Annotated in this window: 16 protein-coding genes; 7 read left to right on the plus strand and 9 right to left on the minus strand. The window is 68.1% G+C overall.

What is annotated here, in order from left to right; genetic code table 11:
- Positions 1-202: 202 nt before the first annotated feature.
- From cydX to RT688_RS04690, 6 genes are all read right to left on the minus strand, one after another.
- On the minus strand, positions 203-307 hold the full coding sequence (gene cydX / locus RT688_RS04665; protein WP_313703683.1) for a cytochrome bd-I oxidase subunit CydX: 105 nt from the start codon (positions 305-307) through the stop codon (positions 203-205).
- Positions 308-331: 24 nt separating this feature from the next.
- Positions 332-1,486 (minus strand): cytochrome d ubiquinol oxidase subunit II, encoded by a 1,155-nt coding sequence (cydB, locus tag RT688_RS04670; protein WP_313703684.1) that lies wholly within the window; start codon positions 1,484-1,486, stop codon positions 332-334.
- A gap of 6 nt (positions 1,487-1,492) precedes the next feature.
- A complete protein-coding gene (locus RT688_RS04675) occupies positions 1,493-3,085 on the minus strand; it encodes a cytochrome ubiquinol oxidase subunit I (RefSeq protein WP_313703685.1) in 1,593 nt (530 codons plus the stop codon).
- A gap of 38 nt (positions 3,086-3,123) precedes the next feature.
- Positions 3,124-4,812, minus strand: coding sequence for an amino acid ABC transporter ATP-binding/permease protein (locus RT688_RS04680; protein ID WP_313703686.1), 1,689 nt, complete (start codon positions 4,810-4,812; stop codon positions 3,124-3,126).
- Positions 4,809-6,506, minus strand: coding sequence for a thiol reductant ABC exporter subunit CydD (gene cydD / locus RT688_RS04685; RefSeq protein ID WP_313703687.1), 1,698 nt, complete (start codon positions 6,504-6,506; stop codon positions 4,809-4,811). Before cydD ends, RT688_RS04680 begins: the two co-directional genes overlap by 4 nt.
- 67 nt (positions 6,507-6,573) lie before the next feature.
- Positions 6,574-6,954: a hypothetical protein gene (locus RT688_RS04690; protein WP_313703688.1), complete on the minus strand. Its 381-nt coding sequence runs from the start codon at positions 6,952-6,954 to the stop codon at positions 6,574-6,576.
- A 242-nt stretch (positions 6,955-7,196) separates the two neighbouring features.
- On the opposite strand from RT688_RS04690, the gene RT688_RS04695 reads away from it, so the two are divergent.
- The 6 genes from RT688_RS04695 (at position 7,197) to RT688_RS04720 (ending at position 15,730) form a co-directional block, all read left to right on the plus strand.
- Positions 7,197-7,754, plus strand: a complete 558-nt coding sequence (locus RT688_RS04695; RefSeq protein ID WP_313703689.1) for a GbsR/MarR family transcriptional regulator — start codon at positions 7,197-7,199, stop codon at positions 7,752-7,754.
- A gap of 180 nt (positions 7,755-7,934) precedes the next feature.
- Positions 7,935-8,183, plus strand: a complete 249-nt coding sequence (locus RT688_RS04700) for a hypothetical protein (protein WP_313703690.1) — start codon at positions 7,935-7,937, stop codon at positions 8,181-8,183.
- Between the two features lie 674 nt (positions 8,184-8,857).
- Positions 8,858-11,218: a S9 family peptidase gene (locus RT688_RS04705; RefSeq protein ID WP_313703691.1), complete on the plus strand. Its 2,361-nt coding sequence runs from the start codon at positions 8,858-8,860 to the stop codon at positions 11,216-11,218.
- 90 nt (positions 11,219-11,308) lie between these two features.
- Positions 11,309-13,612, plus strand: coding sequence for a hypothetical protein (locus RT688_RS04710; RefSeq protein WP_313703692.1), 2,304 nt, complete (start codon positions 11,309-11,311; stop codon positions 13,610-13,612).
- 109 nt (positions 13,613-13,721) lie between these two features.
- A complete protein-coding gene (locus RT688_RS04715; protein ID WP_313703693.1) occupies positions 13,722-15,440 on the plus strand; it encodes a VWA domain-containing protein in 1,719 nt (572 codons plus the stop codon).
- A gap of 98 nt (positions 15,441-15,538) precedes the next feature.
- The gene (locus RT688_RS04720; protein WP_313703694.1) at positions 15,539-15,730 is read left to right on the plus strand and encodes a YqaE/Pmp3 family membrane protein; all 192 of its coding nucleotides are present in this window, start codon (positions 15,539-15,541) and stop codon (positions 15,728-15,730) included.
- Positions 15,731-15,814: 84 nt separating this feature from the next.
- Here the strand turns inward: RT688_RS04720 and RT688_RS04725 are convergent, their stop codons facing one another.
- From RT688_RS04725 to RT688_RS04735, 3 genes are all read right to left on the minus strand, one after another.
- The gene (locus RT688_RS04725; protein ID WP_313703695.1) at positions 15,815-16,540 is read right to left on the minus strand and encodes a DNA-binding protein; all 726 of its coding nucleotides are present in this window, start codon (positions 16,538-16,540) and stop codon (positions 15,815-15,817) included.
- Positions 16,541-16,669: 129 nt separating this feature from the next.
- On the minus strand, positions 16,670-16,867 hold the full coding sequence (locus RT688_RS04730) for a hypothetical protein (protein ID WP_313703696.1): 198 nt from the start codon (positions 16,865-16,867) through the stop codon (positions 16,670-16,672).
- Positions 16,868-16,948: 81 nt separating this feature from the next.
- Complete coding sequence (locus RT688_RS04735) at positions 16,949-18,187, minus strand: urate hydroxylase PuuD (protein ID WP_313703697.1); 1,239 nt, start codon at positions 18,185-18,187, stop codon at positions 16,949-16,951.
- A gap of 128 nt (positions 18,188-18,315) precedes the next feature.
- Between RT688_RS04735 and RT688_RS04740 the strand changes: the two genes are divergently transcribed.
- Positions 18,316-19,254: a LysR substrate-binding domain-containing protein gene (locus RT688_RS04740; RefSeq protein WP_313703698.1), complete on the plus strand. Its 939-nt coding sequence runs from the start codon at positions 18,316-18,318 to the stop codon at positions 19,252-19,254.
- Positions 19,255-19,282 lie beyond the last annotated feature (28 nt).

The raw sequence follows: 19,282 nt of genomic DNA on the forward strand, positions 1-19,282 counted from the left end.
CTTTGAGGGGTGGAAACTTCCTTAGTTCAACTTATTTGAGGAAAAATTTCCGCGCATTATCAACCCGTACATACGGATGAGTTGTCTGTCAATGCAGAGTGTCAAGTACGCGGGACGGCGCGGGGGCAGGCCGGGAAAGCGGCCGCGGTGGCGAACAACCGGGGAGCACCGCCGCGATCGACGCGGCGGTGCTCCCCTACGATCAAGCCTTGCGCTTGTCGTCATCCCTCAGCTCGAACCACATCGCGTTCAGCACCGCGAAGGCGGCCGCCAGCGGCAGGCCGAGGATCCAGGCGAAATACCACATATCAGACTCCTTATATTTCAGTAATTAGTAAGCGTGGCCCTTGCCGTCGCGGATGCCGTCCGCGTCGACCTTGCCCCACAGGACCTTGTAGACCCAGCTGGTGTAGCCGATGATGAGCGGCAGGAAGATGCAGCTGCCGACCAGCATGATGAACAGCGTCAGGTGGCTCGACGACGAGTCCCACACCGTCAGGCTGGCTGCGGCCTGGATCGAGGACGGCAGGATGAAGGGGAACATCGAGGCGCCCACGCTGAGGACGATGCCGGCGATCGACAGGCTGCTGAACAGCATGGTCACGCCTTCCCAGCGGCGCGCCAGGCCGAGCAGGGCAAGCAAGGCACCAAGAAAGCCCAGGACCGGGGCGGCCAGGGTCCATGGATGGGCCACATAGTTGGCGAACCAGGCGCCGCCCTCCCCTTGCACGGTCTTGAACAACGGGTTCGAGGCGCCGCTGGTGACGATCTCGCTGGTGATGCGATAGCCGTCGACAAAGCTCCACAGGGCCCAGCCGGCCAGCGCGTACAGCACGATCACGGCCACGGCCGCGCGCATGCCCCAGTGGCGGGCGCGCCAGGCCACCGCACCATCGGTCTTCAGGACCAGCCAGCTGGCGCCATGCATCACCAGCATCGCCACCGACACCAGGCCGCACAGCAGCGCGAACGGGTTGAGCAGGCCAAAGAAGCTGCCGTCATAGAAGATCTGCATGTCGGGTTCGAGGCGGAACGGCACGCCCTGCAGCACGTTGCCCATGGCGACGCCGAAGATCAGCGAAGGCACGAAGCCGCCCACGAACAGCGCCCAGTCCCAGGTCGCGCGCCAGCGCGGGTCGTCGCGCTTGCTGCGGTACTTGAAGCCGACCGGGCGCAGGATCAGCGCCAGCAGCACGGCGAACATCGCGAGATAAAAGCCCGAGAACGAGACCGCGTACAGCTGCGGCCAGGCGGCGAAGATGGCGCCGCCGCCCAGCACCAGCCAGACCTGGTTGCCTTCCCAGACCGGGCCGACGGAATTGATGACGACCCGGCGTTCGAGGTCGTTCTTGGCGACGAAGGGCAGCAAGGTGCCGGTGCCGAGGTCGAAGCCGTCGGTGACCGCAAAGGCGACCAGCAGCACGCCCAGCAGCACCCACCAGATGACGCGCAATACGTCGTAGTCGAGCAGCGTATGAAGAATCATGGTTGTTTACTCCGCGGTGATAAGGTTGGCGTTGTGCGGGGTGGCGAGCGGCTTGGCTGCGCCGTGGTCGGCATCGTCTTCCGGCCCCTTGCGGATGGCCTTGAGCATCAGCTTCATCTCGACCACGATCAGGATGGTGTACAGCACGACGAAGCCGAGCAGCGTGCCGAGCACGGTCGTGATGCCGAGGTTCGACACCGCGACGGCGGTCGGCAGCACGCCTTCGATGGCCCAGGGCTGGCGGCCCAGTTCGGCCACGATCCAGCCGGCTTCGGCGGCGATCCAGGGCAGCGGCAGCGACCACACGGCGAGCTTCAGCAGCCACGGGTAGGCGTCCAGCTGGCGGCGCGCCGACAGCACGAAGAACACGGCGGTAAAGACGATGAAGTAGATGCCAAGGCCGACCATCACGCGGAAGGACCAGAACAGCGGCGCGACCTGCGGCACGGTGTCGTTCGCGGCCTGCGCGATCTGGGCGTCGGTCGCCTGGCGCGGATCGTCGACGTAACGCTTCAGGAGCAGGGCGTAACCCAGCTGCGGGCCGTTCGCCTCGAAGGTTGCCTGCAGTTCGGCCGGGACCGCGCCCTTGCCGCCCAGGGCACGGATCTGTTCGAGTGCGTCATACGCCACGATGCCCTGGCGCACACGCAGCTCGGCCAGGTTGACCAGTTCGTGGATGCCGGGGATCTCGGTGTCCAGCGAGCGGGTGCCGATCAGGCCCATGACCCAGGGGATGTGGATCGCGTAGTGGGTCTCGCGCGCTTCCTGGTCGGGGAAGCCGAAGGCGGTGAAGGCGGCCGGCGCCGGCTCGGTATGCCACATGGCCTCGATCGCGGCCAGCTTCATCTTCTGGTGTTCGGTCGACAGATAGCCGCTCTCGTCGCCGAGCACCACCACCGACAGCGAGGCGGCCAGGCCGAAGGAAGCCGCCACCGTCATCGAACGCTTGGCCAGGTCGGCGTGGCGCCCTTTGAGCAGGAACCAGGCCGAGATGCCGAGCACGAAGAAGGCGGCGATCACGTAGCCGGCCGACACCGTGTGCACGAACTTGGCCTGGGCCACCGGATTGGTCAGCACGGCGAAGAAGTCGGTCACCTCCATGCGCATGGTCTGCGGGTTGAGGGCGGCGCCGACCGGGTTCTGCATCCAGCCGTTGGCGATCAGGATCCACAGCGCCGAGAAATTGGTGCCGATGGCGGTCAGCCAGGTCACCACCAGGTGGGCGCGCTTCGACAGCTTGTCCCAGCCGAAGAAGAACAGGCCCACAAAAGTCGCTTCCAGGAAGAAGGCCATCAGCCCTTCCAGCGCCAGCGGAGCGCCGAAGACGTCGCCGACGTAGTGGCTGTAGTAGCTCCAGTTCATCCCGAACTGGAATTCCATCACCAGGCCGGTCGAGACGCCGATGGCGAAGTTAATGCCGAACAGGACGCCCCAGAACTTGGTCATCTGGCGCCAGATCGGACGGTCGGTCATCACGTAGACCGTCTCCATGATGGCGACCAGCATCGACAGCCCCAGGGTCAGGGGAACGAATAAAAAGTGGTACAGCGCCGTGAGGGCAAACTGTAGCCGGGAGAGCCCGACGACATCGAGATCCATGGTGAGAGCCTTTCTTTTCTTGTTGAGATTGCAGTGGTTCAGTGTTGGCGCAGTGTCGACAGCGCCTGGTAGTAATCGGGTGTGCCGCGCCGCAGGTCGGCCACGATGCGTCCCTGCGCCATCACCAGCAGGCGCTCGGCCAGCTCGGCTTCGCGGCGCAGGTGGGTCGCGACCAGGACCGTGCGCCCCTGCGCGTGGCGCGCCAGGCGCGCCAGCACGTCGGCGGCGGTGGCGCCGTCCAGGCCTTCGGTGGGCTCGTCGAGCAGCCAGAAATCGGCATCGCGCAGCAGCAGCCGGGCCAGCGCCAGGCGCCGCGACTGCCCGCCCGACAGGCCCAGGCCGCCCTCGCCCAGCGCGGCGTCCAGGCCCTGGGCCAGGGCGCGCACGTCGTCGGCCAGGCCGGCGGCCCGCAGCGCTTCCCACAAACGCTCGTCGCTTGCCCGCGGATCGGCCAGGCGCAGGTTGTCGCGCAGGCTGTCCTGGAACAGTTCGGTGCGCTGGGTCAGCCAGGTGGCGGGAAGCGCGCCGACCTGGCCCGTCGCCGGCGCCAGTTCGCCGGCGGCCAGCGCCAGCAGGGTCGATTTGCCGGCGCCGCTGGCGCCGATCACGGCGACGCGCTCGCCGGCCGCGATGCGCAGGTCGATCTCGTGCAGCGCGGCCTGGCGGCGTCCGGCGTGGACGACGCCGGCATCCTCGACGCGCAGCGCTTCGCCGCCCAGGGCAGGCCGCGGCGGCGCCACGGCCGCGCCATCCTCGCGCAGGCGCGGCGCCAGCCGGCGCGCCGCCAGCCAGCTGCGCGCCGCCTCGATGGCGCCGCGGCGCAGCGCCGCGAACGGCTCCAGCGCCGCCAGCGCGGTCAGGAGGGCCAGCGCCGCGGCCGGCGCATTCAGCTTGCCCTGCTGGGCCAGCAGGCCGGCGGCCAGCAGCACCAGCGCCACCGTCAGGTGGCCGGCCACGGCATGGGTCGCGGCCGCCCTGGTCTCCAGGCGGTGCAGGGCGTCGTCGCCGCGCGCCAGGCGCGCATCGAGTTGTTCGAGGGTGGCGCACTGGGACGGCAGGCGGCCGGCCAGAGCCAGGTCGGTCTGGCCGCCGACCAGGTCGATCGCCTGGGCGCGCAGGCGCTCCAGGGTCTGCACCCGGCGCAGCGCGAGCGGACGGGCGCGGCGCGCGGTCCAGGCCGCGACGCCCCAGCCGCAGGCCAGCAGCCATGCGAACACGGCGGCGCCCAGGCGCCAGTCGAGGGCGCCCAGCAACAGGCCGGCCAGCAGCGCCGCGCCGAAGGTGGCGGCCAGCGGCACCAGCAGGCGCAGGTAGACCGACTCCAGTGCGTCGATGTCGCTCGTCAGGCGGAACAGCAGGCGGCTCGGGCGGCGCAGCAGCGCACGCGCGGCCTGCGGTTCGGCCCAGCCGCGAAACAGCCGGGTGCGCAGGCTGGCCAGCACGCCCAGCGTGGCGTCGTGGGTGACCAGGCGCTCGGCGTAGCGGCCGAAGGTGCGGCCCAGGGCCAGCAGGCGGATGCCGGCGCTGGGCACGAAGACGTTGAAGGCCAGCGCCGCCGCCGACAGGCCGGCAAGACCCGTGGCCGTGATGAACCAGCCCGAGGTGCCGAGCAGCGCGATGCCGGCCAGGACGGTGAGCGTGGCCAGCGCCGCGCCCAGCAGCAGGCGCCGTCCGTCGCTGCGCAGGAACAGGCGCAGCACGGTGGCGATGTCGTTACGGTGTTTCATGCGGCCTCCTTGTGCAGCGCGCCCTGGTTGACATGCACGATGCGGCCGATGCGCGCGGCCAGCAGCGGGTCGTGGGTGGCGACGATCAGCGTGCGGCCGCGCGCCAGCTCGAGCAGGGCGTCGATCACGCCGGCCGCGGTTTCGCGGTCGAGGTGGGCGGTCGGTTCGTCGGCCAGCAGCAGGTTCGCGTGCGGGGCGACCGCGGCGCGCGCCAGCGCCAGGCGCACCAGCTCGCCGCCGGAGAGCCCGAGGCCGCCCTCGCCCAGGCTTTCGCCGGGCGCGGCGTGCTCGACGTCGGCCAAGCCGGCGCGCCGGATCGCCGCCGTGACGGCGAGCGGGGTCACGCCCGGCCGTCCCAGGGCGACGTTGCGGCGCACGGTGCCCGCGAACACGTGCGGCTTCTGGCCGATCCAGGCCATGCGGCTGCGCAGCGCGGCGGCGCCGGTGTCGTCGAGCTCGATGCCGCCGATGCGGATGCTGCCGCCCTGGGCCTGCGCCAGGCCCGCGACCAGCGCCAGCAGGGTGGTCTTGCCGCTGCCGCTGGCGCCGACCAGGGCCAGGTGCTCGCCCGGCGCCACGCGCAGCGCGAAGTCCTCGAACAGCGGCGCCTCGCCGGGATGGGCAAACGACAGGCCGTCGATCTCGACGCCGGGCGTGCCGGCGCCCAGCGGCGCCACGCTCGCATCGAGCGCGCCCGGCAGGACCGTCGCTTCGCCCTGCAGGCGTTCGAGCGCTTCCAGCGCGGCCTCGCCGGCGGCCTTGTCGTGCCAGGCCCCGGCCAGGTCGCGCAGCGGCTCGAAGAAGGCCGGCGCCAGCAGCAGGATGAACATGCCCTCGCCCAGGCTCAGGCGACTACCCCAGCTGCCGCCATCGATCTGGCCGAGCAGGTGGAAGCCGACGTAGACCGCGACCAGCGCGACCGCCAGCGCCGAAAACAGTTCCAGCGCGGTCGAGGACAGGAAGGCGATGCGCAGCACGCGCATGGTGCCGGCGCGCAGGGCCTGGGCGGTGTCGTGCAGGCGGCGCGCGGTGGCGTCGACGGCCCCCAGCGCGCGCAGAGTCGACAGGCCGCGCAGGCGGTCGAGCAGGAAGCCGTTCATGCCGCCCACCAGCTGCAGCTGGGCCTCGCTGGCCGCCTTGGCGCGCCAGCCGATGACGGCCATGAACACTGGGATCAGGGGCGCGGCCAGCACCAGGATCAGCGCCGCGGCCCAGGAAAACGTGCCGACCACGAGCGCGATCGCCGGCGGCACCAGCATGACGCGCCAGCGCGCGCCCTGGTAGCGCACCAGCCAGGGCAGCACGGCTTCGGCCTGCTCGGCCAGGATGCTGGCGGCCTGGCCGGATGCCGGGCGCGCGCGGTCCAGCGGCGAACGGCGCGCCAGTGCCTGGGCGGCGTCCGCGCGCAGTCCACTCAACCAGGCGCGCGCCGCGGCGAACACCCGGCGTGCGCCCCAGGCCTCGGCGCCGGCGCGCAGCAGGCCCAGCAGCAGGAAGCCGAGGGCGGGAACGGTGACGGCATCCAGGCCGGCGCCGTCGGCGAGGCGCTGCACCGCCAGCGCCAGCAGTGCGGCCTGGGCGATCCACAACAGGGCGGCGGCGCTTTGCACCAGCGCGCCGATGCGGGTGCCGGTGCCGGCGCGGTGCGGCGTACGGACGTGCGCGTCCGCGCCATGGCGTCTACTCGAGAGCATGGTCCTTCTCCAATCAGTTCGGGGGTGCGGGCCTGGGTGCGAACACCGGCCCGCGTCGCTGCGGGACTTATGCCGGGCGTGGCGGGGCGCGGCTGGCGTGGGACGGCCAGACAGCCTTGGCCGGAGGCGGGGTCAGGATGGGTGGACGCCGGCCTGGGCGTGGATCGGTGTCGATCCACAGCCGGTACGCGGCTACGGCCGCGATGGCGAGGACATCGGCTTGCGGAACGCAATCCGGGCGGCGGCCGGCAGCTTCGCGCTTGCGGACTTCATCGGCCTGCGGCATGTCGAGCCGGAGCTGGGTGACGCCGGCCGACGGGCAGGCATCGATCCAGGTACGGCCGGGCGCGGAATGCGCGGCCGGGGCCAGCGATGGCAGCAGCAGGCCCCACAGGATCGCGAAGGTGGCAATCCAGAAAACGACATGACGGGCGCGGTGCGAATCCATTCTTCTCAGCTCTGCAATGAAACCGGGCGGAGTCATCCCTGCCCGCGCAGGATGCCTTCGCAACCTGCAAAAACTTCTGAATTTTCAGAAAACAGTGAAATTATGCAGTACAACTGCCGGTCTGTCACGAGAAGGCCAGTAAGCTGCTCAGGTATTACCCGGACGGAAAGTAGGGGCTTCGATTGGCCACGTTTGGCCCGTGAGATAATCGGACTTTCCAAACTTTCGAAAAGTTCGCTACCGTGACTCCGCTCGTTCAAACCTTTGTCAGCCATTTCGGCGAAATGGGCAGCCGCTGGGGCATCAACCGCACGGTAGGCCAGATCTACGCCCTGCTCTTCGTTACCGAGCAGCAGTTGCACGCCGACGACATCGGCGAGAAGCTGGGCATCTCGCGCTCGAACGTCAGCATCGGGCTCAAGGAACTGCAGTCCTGGGGCCTGGTGCGCCTGCACCGCGTTCCGGGCGACCGCCGCGAATACTTCACCTCGCTGGGCGACGTGTGGGAAATCTTCCGGGTGGTGGCGGCCGAGCGGCGCCGGCGCGAAGTCGCTCCGACCCTGTCGGTGCTGCGCGAATCCCTGCTGGCGAATGCGCAGACTCCGGGAGATGTGTTCGCGCAACAACGCATGCGCGAAATGCACGAGCTGGTCGACCTGGCCAACAACTGGTTCGACGACCTGCAGCGCCTGTCGCCGGAGTCGCTGGCGCAACTGATGAAGATGGGCGCCAAGGTCCAGCGTTTGCTGGCGGCGAAGGATCGTTTGTTCGGCGGGGCCAATCCAAAGGAAGCGGAGTAAGTTCGTTCTACGCGGCCGGATCGTGTCTTTCCGGCCGTGATAACACGGCGTTATCCGGACGTGATGACATGCCTGAATCATTCGCAAGATGAATCGCCGGTATCACGAACCGAAAGTTTATTTATGGCTCTAAGGTATTTATACTGCACTGCAACATCAGACAGTATTTACGGAGCCAACATGACTGCAGCAACGATCACCCAGGCGCAGGACAAGGGACTGCGCCACCAATCCGGCCTGTTCGCCACCATTCGCCATTTCTGCGAACAGCTCTACGTCGCCCATGGCGGCTGGCTCTTCGGCGCACGCAAGGACGCCGCCCAGCAAGCCATGGTCGCCCGCAACGAACTGCTGTCGCTGGCAGCGCAGTCGGAATCGTTCTCGCCGAGCCTGGCGGCCGAACTGCGCCACCTGGCCAACCGCGGCTAAGCAAGATTCTTTGCCGCGGCAGCGCGCCGCGGCGACGCATCGGTACCAGACCGCGTGGGCACAAGTGCCCACCCTACAAGAGCAAGTTATCGTAGGGTGGACACCTGTGTCCACGCGGTCGTACTTTTGCACACCGCGAAATTCATTCGCAGTTCCCGCCACCCGCATCCCGCCACGCCCCGTACATACGGCAGAGCCACAGTCGGGTTATTCCCGAGTTAAATATCTATTGTGGCCGGAGCAATAAAACCATTCATAAAACCTATCGCCGGCATCACAAATCAAAAGTTTGTTTATGATCCTTGCCGGCCTATACTGCAACGCAACATCACTAACATTGAAGAGGAATTGATCATGGAAGCATTCGAATACCTGCCCGTCGGCATCGCCCTCGTCGCCGTCGTCGCACGCATCACCCTGTTCCTGCCGCGCCAGCCGAAAAGCGCCCGCCGCGCCGGCTGAACGTTGCGGCGCAACAGCCGCATTCCTTCCCCGCTCGAGTGCGGATATGGCGTAAGTACTTGCGTCAATACCGACGTAAGTACTTACGCCGATTAGATTTTTTCTTGTGGATTAATCTTCCGCAAACCTCCCCGTCGCATGGTGGCTGAGCTAGAATGCATGCGCATTTTTCTAGCCAGAAAGCTATTTCGTTCACCCACCACTCATTCACGATGCGACTTCCTGCTCTTACGATCTTTGCCGCGTTCGCCGCCCTGTCAGCTGCCGCTGCCGCCGCGCCGACGCCCGTCACCCTCGACCAGGCCATGGCCCACCCCGACTGGATCGGCAACCCCGCCGAACAGGCATGGTGGAGCTGGGACGGCAAGCAGGTCTACTTCAAGCAGAAGCGCACCGGCTCGCAGCTGCGCGACACCTTCGAAGCGGTCCAGGGCGGCCAGCCGCGCCGCGTGGCGGACACCGAGCTGGCGAAGCTCGACAGCCCGAACGTGGTCTACAACCGCGCCCACACCCGCGCCGTCCTGGTGCGCAACGGCGATTTGTTCGAGCGCGACCTCAAGAATGGCGCCCTGGTCCAGATCACGAAAGGCGTGAAGGCAGAAGACCCGCAGTTTTCCAGCGACGAGCGCGCGGTGCAGTTCCGTGTCGGCCACGACTGGTTCAGCTGGGACCGCGCCAGCCGCGTGCAGGGCCCGGTGGCGCTGCCGCGCGCCGCGAAAGACCCGGCGGCGCTTGAGCCCGACGCGCTGCGCGAGATGCAGCTGCGCCTGATCGCCACCCTGAAGCGCGCCAAGGACGACCGCGACGCCGGCCGCGCCCGCGCCGAGGAAGAGCGCCGCGCCGATCCGACCCGCGCCCCAAGCCCGGTCTACCTGGGCGACAAGGTGACCATCGAAGGCAGCGCCTTGTCTCCGGATGGACGCTGGCTGGTGGTCGTCACGGCGGCGAAAGGCGGCGACAAGGGCCGCGTCGGCAAGATGCCGCGCTACGTGACCGAATCGGGCTACGAGGAAACCGACGACGAGCGCACCCGCGTCGGCCGCAACAACCCGGCGCCGCATGCGCTCAAGCTGGTCGACCTCGCCAGCGGCAAGGTCCAGGACATCCCCTTCGACAACCTGCCCGGCGTCGGCACCGACCCGCTGGCCCAGCTGCGCGCCGCCGCCAAGCTCGATCCGCTGAAAGGCAACCGCCCGCTGCGCATCGCCGACCGCGCCGACGCCGTGCGCTGGACCGCGGACGGCAAGCAGGCCGCCGTGATGCTGCGCGCGGTCGACAACAAGGACCGCTGGATCGCCGCGATCGACCTGTCCACCGCCAGGCTGAAACCCATGCACCGCCTGACGGACGAAGCCTGGGTCAACTACGACAACACCGATTTCGGCTGGCTGCCGGACAACCGCACGCTGTGGTACCTGTCCGAGGAAAGCGGCTACTCGCACCTGTACACGATGGATGCGAACGGCCAGGCGCGCGCCCTCACCCGCGGCAAGTGGGAAGCGGGCGACGTGCAGTGGAACTACGAGGGCACCACCGCCTACATGCTCTGCAACCGCAAGAACCCGGGCACCTACGAGGTCTGCGCGGTGAACGCGAAGGATGGCGCCACCGTTGAGGTGACGGGCCTGGAAGGCGTGGAGCGCTTCGTCCTGTCGCCGGACAACCGCAAGCTGCTGGTGCACTACTCCACGAGCTATGTGCCGACCCAGCTGGCCACGGTATCGGTGAACGGCGGCGCCGTTGCGAAGCTGACCGACACCCGCACCGCCGACTACAGGCAGCGCGAATGGATCCAGCCCGAGTACGTGGCCGTGCCGTCGAGCGACGGCGGCGATCCGGTCTGGTCCAAGCTCTACCGCCCGGCGAAGATGGAAGCGGGTAAGAAATACCCGATCGTGATGTTCGTGCACGGCGCCGGCTACCTGCAGAACACCACCAAGCGCTTCCCGACCTACTTCCGCGAGCAGATGTTCCACAACCTGCTGGTCGAACGCGGCTACATCGTGCTCGACATGGACTACCGCGCCTCGAAAGGCTATGGCCGCGACTGGCGCACGGCGATCTACCGCCAGATGGGCCATCCGGAACTGACCGACTACAAGGACGGCGTGAACTGGCTGGTGCAGAACCTGCAGGGCGACCCGCAGAACGTCGGCATCTACGGCGGCAGCTACGGCGGCTTCATGACCTTCATGGCCCTGATGCGCGCGCCCGAGACGTTCAAGTCCGGCGCCGCGCTGCGCCCGGTGACCGACTGGACCAGCTACAACCACGAGTACACCGCCAACATCCTGAACACGCCGGACCTCGACCCGCAAGCCTACAAGATCTCCTCGCCGATCGAGTACGCCGAAAACCTGCGCGGCAACCTGCTGATCGGGCACGGCATGGTCGACGACAACGTGTTCTACCAGGACTCGGTGCGCATGGCCCAGCGCCTGATCGAGCTGCGCAAGGATAACTGGGAACTGGCCAGCTACCCGCTGGAACGCCACGCCTACACCCAGCCGGAAAGCTGGTTCGACCAGTACCGCCGCATCTACAAGCTGTTCGAGCGTACCCTGAAACAGTAAGTATCGGTAAGCGAGCGCCCTTCGGGGCGCTTTTTGTTTTACTGTTCGGTCATGCAGCCGCCGCTCCAGGAATCCACTTTCAAGACCATCATGCCTGTCCTGTCATCCTCGCTTGCGCCCCTTGCCCTCTGCCTCGCCCTCGCCTCCGGTGTCCTGCACGCCCAGGACAAGAACAATCCCTCCGACTTCGTCGGCCTGCCGAGCACCGGCAAGGTGGACGACAGCCAGGTCGTGAAGGCGCGCCATGGCGCCGCGGCGGCCGACGCTGCATCAGCCAATGCATCAGGCAATGCATCAGGCGCCGCAGCGGGCAATGCATCTGCCAATGCCGCAGGCAGGAAGCCGAACGCCGCGCCTGCCCGCGCGCCGGCCACGGGGCGCAAGGCCGACATCCCCGCCGGCGGCATCACCGGCGTGGTGGTCGAGAACACGGGCGGCGACCAGGCCAGGGTCCCTCTCACCTTCGGCCAGGTGTTCGCGCCGGGCGACCTGCCGCGCGGCGCGTCCCTGGCCGGCAAGCTGGCCGACGGCGGCATCCTGCCGCTGCAGGTGGACGTGAAGGCGACCCACGCCGACGGCTCGGTGCGCCACGCCGTGATCTCGGCCCTGCTGCCGAAGCTGGCGAAGGGCAGGCAGGCCGGCATCGCCCTGGTCAAGGCCAGCGCCAAGGGCGCCGACGAGGCGGGCAAGCCGGATTTCGCCACCGGCGCCACGGTCACGGTCACGCTCGACGGCGAACGCTATAGCGCGTCCAGCGACCGCCTGCTGAAGGAACAGAAACCCCAGGTGTGGCTGGACGGCCCGGTGGCGACCGAAGTGCAGGTCGCCGCGCCGCTGCGCAACGCCAGGGGCGAGGAACACCCGCACCTGGCGGCGCGCTTCGCCATCCGCGCCTACCCCGGCGCGAAGCGGGCGCGGGTCGACATCGTGGTCGAGAACAACTGGGCCTACGAGCCGTCGCCGCGCAACTTCACCTACGACGTCGAGATCGAGGTCGGCGGCGAGAGCGTCTACCGCAAGAAGGAACTGACCCACCTGCACCACGCGCGCTGGCGCACCCTGGCCTGGACCGGCACGGCGCCCGCCGTCCACCTGCGCCACGACAGCGACTACCTGATCGACTCGCGCGCGCTGCCGAACTACGACCGCACGCTGCTGGTGCCGGACGGCGCGCTGGCCAAACTGGCCGCTAAATGGGAAGGCCCGCGCAGCGAGCCGATGGGCGTGGGCGTGGCCTCGCCGGCCATGCCGAACACCGGCGGACGCAACGACATCGGCCTGCTGCCGGGATGGGCCGCGATGTATTTGCTGAGCATGGACGCGCGCGCCAAGGAAGTCACGCTCGGCACCGCCGACCGCGCCGGCAGCTGGTCCGCGCACTACCGCGACAAGCGCACCGGCCTGCCGGTCAGCCTGATCGACTATCCCTACATGACCCTGCTCGGCAACCCGGGCGACACACGCAATCCGAAGACCGGCAAGCAGGAAGCCTTCCCGCGCTGCCCGCGCGACGTCTGCAAGACCCCGTACAAGGCCGACAGCGCGCACCAGCCGGCCTTCGCCTACCTGCCCTACCTCGTCACCGGCGACTACTACTACCTCGAGGAGCTGCAGTTCTGGGCGATGTGGAACGTGTTCTCCACCAACCCGGGCTACCGCAAGAACATCGAGGGCCTGCTGGCGACCCACCAGGTGCGCGGCCAGGCCTGGAGCCTGCGCACCCTGGGCGAGGCGGCCTACATCACGCCCGACAAACACCCGCTGAAGCAGGATTTCAACGCCATCCTGAAGAGCAACCTGGCCTGGTACAACGCGACCTACAGCAACAACCCGTCCGCCAACGGCCTGGGCGTGATCGACAACCGCCAGGCCGTGATCTACAAGGGCAAGACCGCGGTTGCGCCCTGGCAGGACGACTTCTTCACCCAGGCCGTCGGCCACCTTGCGGAACTCGGCTTCCAGGACGCGCGGCCGCTGCTGAAGTGGAAGGCGAAGTTTCCGATTGCGCGCATGGTCGGCGACGGGGCCTGCTGGGTCGACGCCGCCAGCTACACGATCACGGTGCGCGACTCGCCCGTCGCGCCCACCTACGACAGCATGGCCCAGGCCTGGAAGCGCACCGTCGGGCCGGAACTGGCCGCCCTGCCCTGCGGCGGCGCCGAGCACGCCGCCGCCACCAAGCGCAAGCCGGGCGACATGGGCGGCTACGCGAGCACCGCGATGGGCTTTCCCTCGAACCTGCAGCCGGCGCTGGCCTATGCGGCCGACGTCGGCGGCGCGGCCGGCAAAAAAGCCTGGGAGCGCTTCATGTCGCGCAGCGTCAAGCCGGACTACGGCCCGGCGCCGCAGTTCGCCATCGTGCCGCGTTCGCTCGATGGCGACGATGCCCGCTGAAGGCCAGGCCGATGCACCCCGCATAAAGGATTACAGCTTGTAAGTACCGTTGCAAATCGGGCATCGCCGTTGCATCTTCTCGGAACAATAATCCGAAGGAGGTCCAATCATGAGATGTTCCCTGGGTACGTCCACGCTGCTGGCGCTGGGCGCGGCAGTCCTGGCCGGCTGCGGCGTGCAGGCGCCGGGCCAGCAGGCGGCACACAGCGCTTCCGAAGCCCTTGCCGCACCCGCACCCGCGCTTGCACCCGCGCCGCCGCCCGCGCCGCCGCCCGCGCCGTCTTCCGCCTACGCGCCGCAGCGCGTGACCGTCACCGGGTCCACCATCGCGGCGCCGGCCATGCAAAAGCGCGCGCCCGGGCCGGGCTTCGTCGTGATCGCCCCGCCGCAGGCCGACAAATTCCCGGACAAGGAAGCGAATGCCACCCAGCTGGTGGCCGAGCATCCGGTGTCCACCTTCAGCGCCGACGTCGACACCGCTTCCTACGCCTTCGTCCGGCGCCTGCTGACGGGCGGGCGCCTGCCGCCGCCGGGCGCCGTGCGCGTCGAGGAGATGGTGAACTACTTCCCCTACCGCTACGCCGCACCCAGGACGCGCAGCGAGCCCTTCGCCATCGCCACCGAAGTCATGCCCAGCCCCTGGAAGGCCGGCAACCAGCTGCTGCACGTCGCCGTGCGCGGCTTCGACCTGGCGCAGGCCGAGCGCCCGCCGCTGAACCTGGTGCTGCTGATCGACGTGTCCGGATCGATGGGAGGGCCGGACCGCCTGCCGCTGCTGCAGCAGGGCCTGCGCCTGTTCGCCGAGAACCTGCGCGACACCGACCGCGTGGCCATCGTCACCTATGCGAACGGCACCGAAGTCGCGCTCGAGCCGACGCTGGGCCGCGACAAGCGCAAGATCCTCGATGCGCTCGACGGCCTGCGTGCGGCGGGCGGCACCGCCGGCGGCGACGGCCTGCAGCGCGCCTATGCGCTGGCCGAGCGCCACCGCGATCCGAAGGCGGTCAACCGCGTGATCCTGGCCACCGACGGCGACTTCAACATCGGCATCACCGACCCGAAGCAGCTGGAGCGCTTCATCGCCGACAAGCGCAAAAGCGGCGTTTACCTCTCGGTGTTCGGCGTCGGCACGGGCAACCTGAACGACGCCCTGATCCAGCGCCTGACCCAGTCCGGCAACGGCAACGCCGCCTACATCGACTCGCTGCTGGAAGCGCGCAAGGCCATGCAGGAAGAACTGGGGTCGACCATGTTCCCGATCGCGAACGACGTCAAGATGCAGGTCGAATTCAACCCGCGCCAGGTGGCCGCCTACCGCTTGATCGGCTACGAAACGCGCATGCTGGCGCGCCAGGACTTCAAGGACGACAAGGTGGACGCGGGCGACATGGGCGCCGGCCACACCGTCACCGCCATCTACGAGATCACGCCGGCCGCCGAGGCCGGCAAGCTGGTCGATCCGCTGCGCTATGGCGACAGCAAACAGGCCGCGCCCGCCGCCAACGGCGACGAACTCTGTTTCGTGAAAGTGCGCTACAAGCTGCCGGGCCAGGCCACCAGCCGCGAGCGCAGCCATGCGGTGCGTGCCGACAGCGCCCGCAAGGAGTTCGCCGCGGCGCCGGAAGATGCGCGCTTCGCGGTGGCGGTGGCGGCCTTCGGCCAGCGCCTGCGTGGCGAGACGCCGCTGGCGGACTACAGCTATGCCGACATCGCGGCGCTGGCCAACGAGGCGCGCGGCAAGGATGCGGAGGGTTACCGCGCCGAGTTCGTGCGCCTGGTGCGGATGGCCGAAGCGCTGGGCAAGACGAATCCGGTGGGGCAGCCTTAGCAAGGCCGGCAACGGTGCGATGAGCCCGAAGTGGCTGTTATATGATGGAACAGACACGTCGGGCCGCCCGGCCGATGCCCCACTATCCAGGAAACCGCATGCGCCTGCTCATCGCCCTCATCCTCCCCTGGCTCACCTTCTTCACCATCGGCCGCCCGATGGCCGGCATCATCTGCCTGATCCTGCAGGTGACGCTGATCGGCTGGCTGCCGGCCGCCATCTGGGCGGTCTACGCGCTCAGCCAGTACAACACCGACAAGAAGATCGAGCGCGCCTATAGGGAACGCTGACGCATCGTCACGCCGGGACGGCGCCGGCGGCGATGCAGGAAACGGCACACGGCACCGGCTGGCCGGGTCCGCGGGTCGCCTGGCTTACTTCGCGCGCGCGCGCAGCGTCTCGACTTCGGCGCGCAGGGCGCTGCGTTCGGCCTGGACCGCGGCCAGTTGCGCCTGCAGGTCCTTCACTTCGGCCGCCAGGCTGTCGCGCACGGTGGTCGCACCGACCAGCTCCATTTCGGCGCGCAGGCGGGCATCGGACTCGGCCGCCGAGGCGGCGACGTTGCGCTCGATCTGGGCGCGCAGGTCGGCCAGCTGGGCGTCCTTGCCTTCGATTGCCAGCTGGTCCTTGGCTTTTCCGACCAGGGCGTCCATCGCGACCTGGCGCGCGTTGCGCAGCTCGGCGTTCAGGCGCTCGATTTCCTCGCTGCGCTCGGCGGCGGCGGCCGCGGCCTGCTCGCGCGCGGCGGTCGCGCTGGCGACTTCGTCGACCAGCGTGTCGCGTTCGGCTTCAAGCTGCTCGCCCGCGGCCAGCACGTCGTCCATGTCGCGCCGCGCCTGCGCCAGCGCGTCGCGGGTGCCGGCGCCGGCTTCCTCGGCGAACTGCTGGGCCCAGCGGGCCAATTCGGCGACCAGCGACTCCGGCATCGCCGCCTTCGGGGGCTGCGCCGCATCGGCGCGCGCGGCGCGCCAGGCGCCCAGGTGGCGCCCGATCGAATTAGGGGAAGCGTCGCCGAGCGCTTCGCGCACGGCATCGAGGGTGACGGGCTTGCCGTCGTTGGCCAGGCTGTCGGCGGCCGCCGCAACCTCGTCGAATGTCACGCCTGGGCGTGTGGTATCCGCATTCATAGAAACAGGGTATGCATGGTTGATGAACCCTATCATACGATATGGCGGGCAAGGGGTGCGCCAATCACATGCCTGCGACGCCTGGCGCGACCGCGGGCCGGATCATCTCTTGCGCTTCCTGCCCTTCCCTTCTTCCTCGATCAAGGCGTCGACCGCCACGCCGGTTTCGCGGGCGATCGCCAGGATTTGCTCGCGCGCTTTCCCGAGCTCCTGCCGCTCGCGCTGTTTGAGCTCCTGCGCGACGTCGAACTGGAGCCCCTTCAATTCAGCAAGGTTGTAGGTCGATAAGTCGAATGCCATCTCGTTCTCCGCCGTGGTTCGTGCCCGCAAGCCTAGCATGCATCAGCCGGCCGGGACGCTTCGGTTTTCCGGAAGTCGTCCTCAGTATTTTCCTGACGGTGCGCCCGCCTCGAACCAGGCCTTGACCTGCGCCCGCTCGGCGTCGGTCATGTTGGTGAGGTTCGCCAGCGGCATCGCCTTGAGCTGCACGGTCTGCTGGTAGATGCGGGCGGCGTTCTGCCGGATCAGTTCGGGCGAATCGAGGCTGACGCCGGCCGGCGCGGTGGCGAAGCCGGGCTGGGTCGGCCTGGCCGCGTGGCAGCTGACGCAGCGCTGGTCGACGATCTGCCGCACCTGGGTGAACTGGGCCATGGCGTCGACGCCGGGCTGCGGCCCGGCCGGCGCCCGCGGCGCTGGCGGCGCGATCAGCACCGCCAGCACGGCCAGCAGCGCCGCGCCGGCGGCCGGGTACTTCCATTCGATGCGGCCCTTGTGGCGCAGGTTGAAGAAGTGGCGGATCAACACGCCCGCGGCCATGATCACGCCCAGCACCGCCCAGGCATGCGGGTGGCGGTAGGTCATCGCATAATGGTTGCTGATCATGAGGAAGAGCACCGGCAGCGTGAAATAATTGTTGTGCACCGAGCGCTGCTTGGCCTTGACGCCGTCGCGCGGGTCGGGCTGTCGACCGGCCAGCATGGCATTGACCATCCTGCGCTGGCCGGGAATGATCACGTGGGCGACGTTGGCGACCATGATGGTCCCGATCATCGCACCGACGTGCAGGTAGGCCGCGCGGCCGCTGAGCAGGTGGGTGAGTACCCAGCCGCTGCCGACCAGGAAGGCGAAGATGACCAGGCCGAAGGCCAGGTCGCGCTTGCCCAGCGGCGACTTGCACAGCAGGTCGTAGACCAGCCAGCCGACCACCAGGCTGCCCAGGCCAATGCCGACCGCCTGCCAGCTCGACAAATCGGCCACGCTGCGGTCGACCATCATCGCCTGCGCGTTCAGGTAATACACGATGAACAGCAGCGCGAAGCCGGACAGCCAGGTCGAATAGGCTTCCCATTTGAACCAGTGCAGTTCCTTCGGCAGCTCGGCGGGAGCGACCAGGTATTTTTGCGGGTTGTAGAAGCCGCCGCCATGCACGGCCCAGAGTTCGCCGGCGACGCCCTTCTTTGCCAGCTCGGAACCCGGTGGCGGCGGCTTGATGGAGTTGTCGAGCCAAACGAAATAGAAGGAGGCGCCGATCCAGGCGATGCCGGTGATGATGTGCAGCCAGCGTACGAGCAAATTCAGCCATTCGAGGCCGTAGGGAGCCAGGTATCCGAACACGTCCATGCAAAATCCCTCATCTTCCTGGTGGCGATAGTGAATCGAAATTCAGACGATTTCATTTCTGCAATATGAAATATAGCGTATATTCAAAATGACGGAACCCATATAGAAAACCGCAGCCGCACTTTGCCATGGCCAGCCTGCCCCAGCACCTCGACCTGCACCTGATCCGCATCCTCTACCTGCTGCTGGTGGAGAAGAACGTCTCGCGCGTGGCGCTGAAACTGAACCAGCCCCAGCCCTCGATCTCGGCCTCGCTGCGCAAACTCCGCGAACTCACCGGCGACCCGCTGCTGGTGCGCGGCGCGCGCGGCATGGTGCCGACCCAGCACGGCGAAAGCCTGCTGAAACCCGCCAAGCGCATCCTCGACGAGACCGAGAGCCTGTTCGTCAAGAAGTCGCCCTTCGTGCCGGAAGCGGCGGCGCGCACCTTCCACATCGCCGCACCCGACTACCTCGACACCCAGTTCCTGCCCAACGTGGTGACCGCGATCCGGCGCGACGCGCCCAACAGCCGCGTGGCGATCCACAGCCTGGGGCCGGGCACCGACTACCTGCGCATGCTCTCCGACGGCGAGATGGACCTGGTGATCGCCAATTGGGACGAGCCGCCGGTCCACCTGCACATCTCCAAGCTGTTCGAGGACCCGATCGTCTGTACCATGCGCGCCGACAGTCCCTACGCCAAACGCACGGCAAGCGACGCCATGACCATCGAGGACTACCTGTCCCTGCCGCACGTGGCGCCGACGCAGACGCTGCCCGGCTACCACGGCGTGATCGATTCCTTCCTCGCGCGCCAGGGCCTGAACCGGAGAATCGCGGTCGAGTCGCCCTATTTCGGGCTGATTCCCTACATGCTGACCCAGACCGACCTGGTGCTGACCACCGGCCGCCAGTTCATGCGCTTCTACGAAAAGACGCTGCCGCTGAAGACCTTCACCATGCCGATCAAGTTTCCGCCGATGCGCTTCTACCAGCTGTGGCACCAGCGCGTGCACCAGTCGCCGGAACACAAGTGGCTGCGCGACCAGGTCAGCCAGGCGGCGCGCGCGCTGGTGCAAGCCTAGCTGCCGGACGCCTCATCGGGCGCACGAC

The sequence above is a fragment of the Massilia sp. genome (assembly GCF_032106685.1).
Classification (GTDB): Bacteria; Pseudomonadota; Gammaproteobacteria; order Burkholderiales; family Burkholderiaceae_D; genus Telluria.

Coding starts and splice junctions, on each gene's coding strand:
- cydX (WP_313703683.1), bottom strand. CDS start 307: ATGTGGTATTTCGCCTGGATCCTCGGCCTGCCGCTGGCGGCCGCCTTC.
- cydB (WP_313703684.1), bottom strand. CDS start 1,486: ATGATTCTTCATACGCTGCTCGACTACGACGTATTGCGCGTCATCTGG.
- RT688_RS04675 (WP_313703685.1), bottom strand. CDS start 3,085: ATGGATCTCGATGTCGTCGGGCTCTCCCGGCTACAGTTTGCCCTCACG.
- RT688_RS04680 (WP_313703686.1), bottom strand. CDS start 4,812: ATGAAACACCGTAACGACATCGCCACCGTGCTGCGCCTGTTCCTGCGC.
- cydD (WP_313703687.1), bottom strand. CDS start 6,506: ATGCTCTCGAGTAGACGCCATGGCGCGGACGCGCACGTCCGTACGCCG.
- RT688_RS04690 (WP_313703688.1), bottom strand. CDS start 6,954: ATGGATTCGCACCGCGCCCGTCATGTCGTTTTCTGGATTGCCACCTTC.
- RT688_RS04700 (WP_313703690.1), top strand. CDS start 7,935: ATGACTGCAGCAACGATCACCCAGGCGCAGGACAAGGGACTGCGCCAC.
- RT688_RS04705 (WP_313703691.1), top strand. CDS start 8,858: ATGCGACTTCCTGCTCTTACGATCTTTGCCGCGTTCGCCGCCCTGTCA.
- RT688_RS04710 (WP_313703692.1), top strand. CDS start 11,309: ATGCCTGTCCTGTCATCCTCGCTTGCGCCCCTTGCCCTCTGCCTCGCC.
- RT688_RS04715 (WP_313703693.1), top strand. CDS start 13,722: ATGAGATGTTCCCTGGGTACGTCCACGCTGCTGGCGCTGGGCGCGGCA.
- RT688_RS04720 (WP_313703694.1), top strand. CDS start 15,539: ATGCGCCTGCTCATCGCCCTCATCCTCCCCTGGCTCACCTTCTTCACC.
- RT688_RS04730 (WP_313703696.1), bottom strand. CDS start 16,867: ATGGCATTCGACTTATCGACCTACAACCTTGCTGAATTGAAGGGGCTC.
- RT688_RS04735 (WP_313703697.1), bottom strand. CDS start 18,187: ATGGACGTGTTCGGATACCTGGCTCCCTACGGCCTCGAATGGCTGAAT.
- RT688_RS04740 (WP_313703698.1), top strand. CDS start 18,316: ATGGCCAGCCTGCCCCAGCACCTCGACCTGCACCTGATCCGCATCCTC.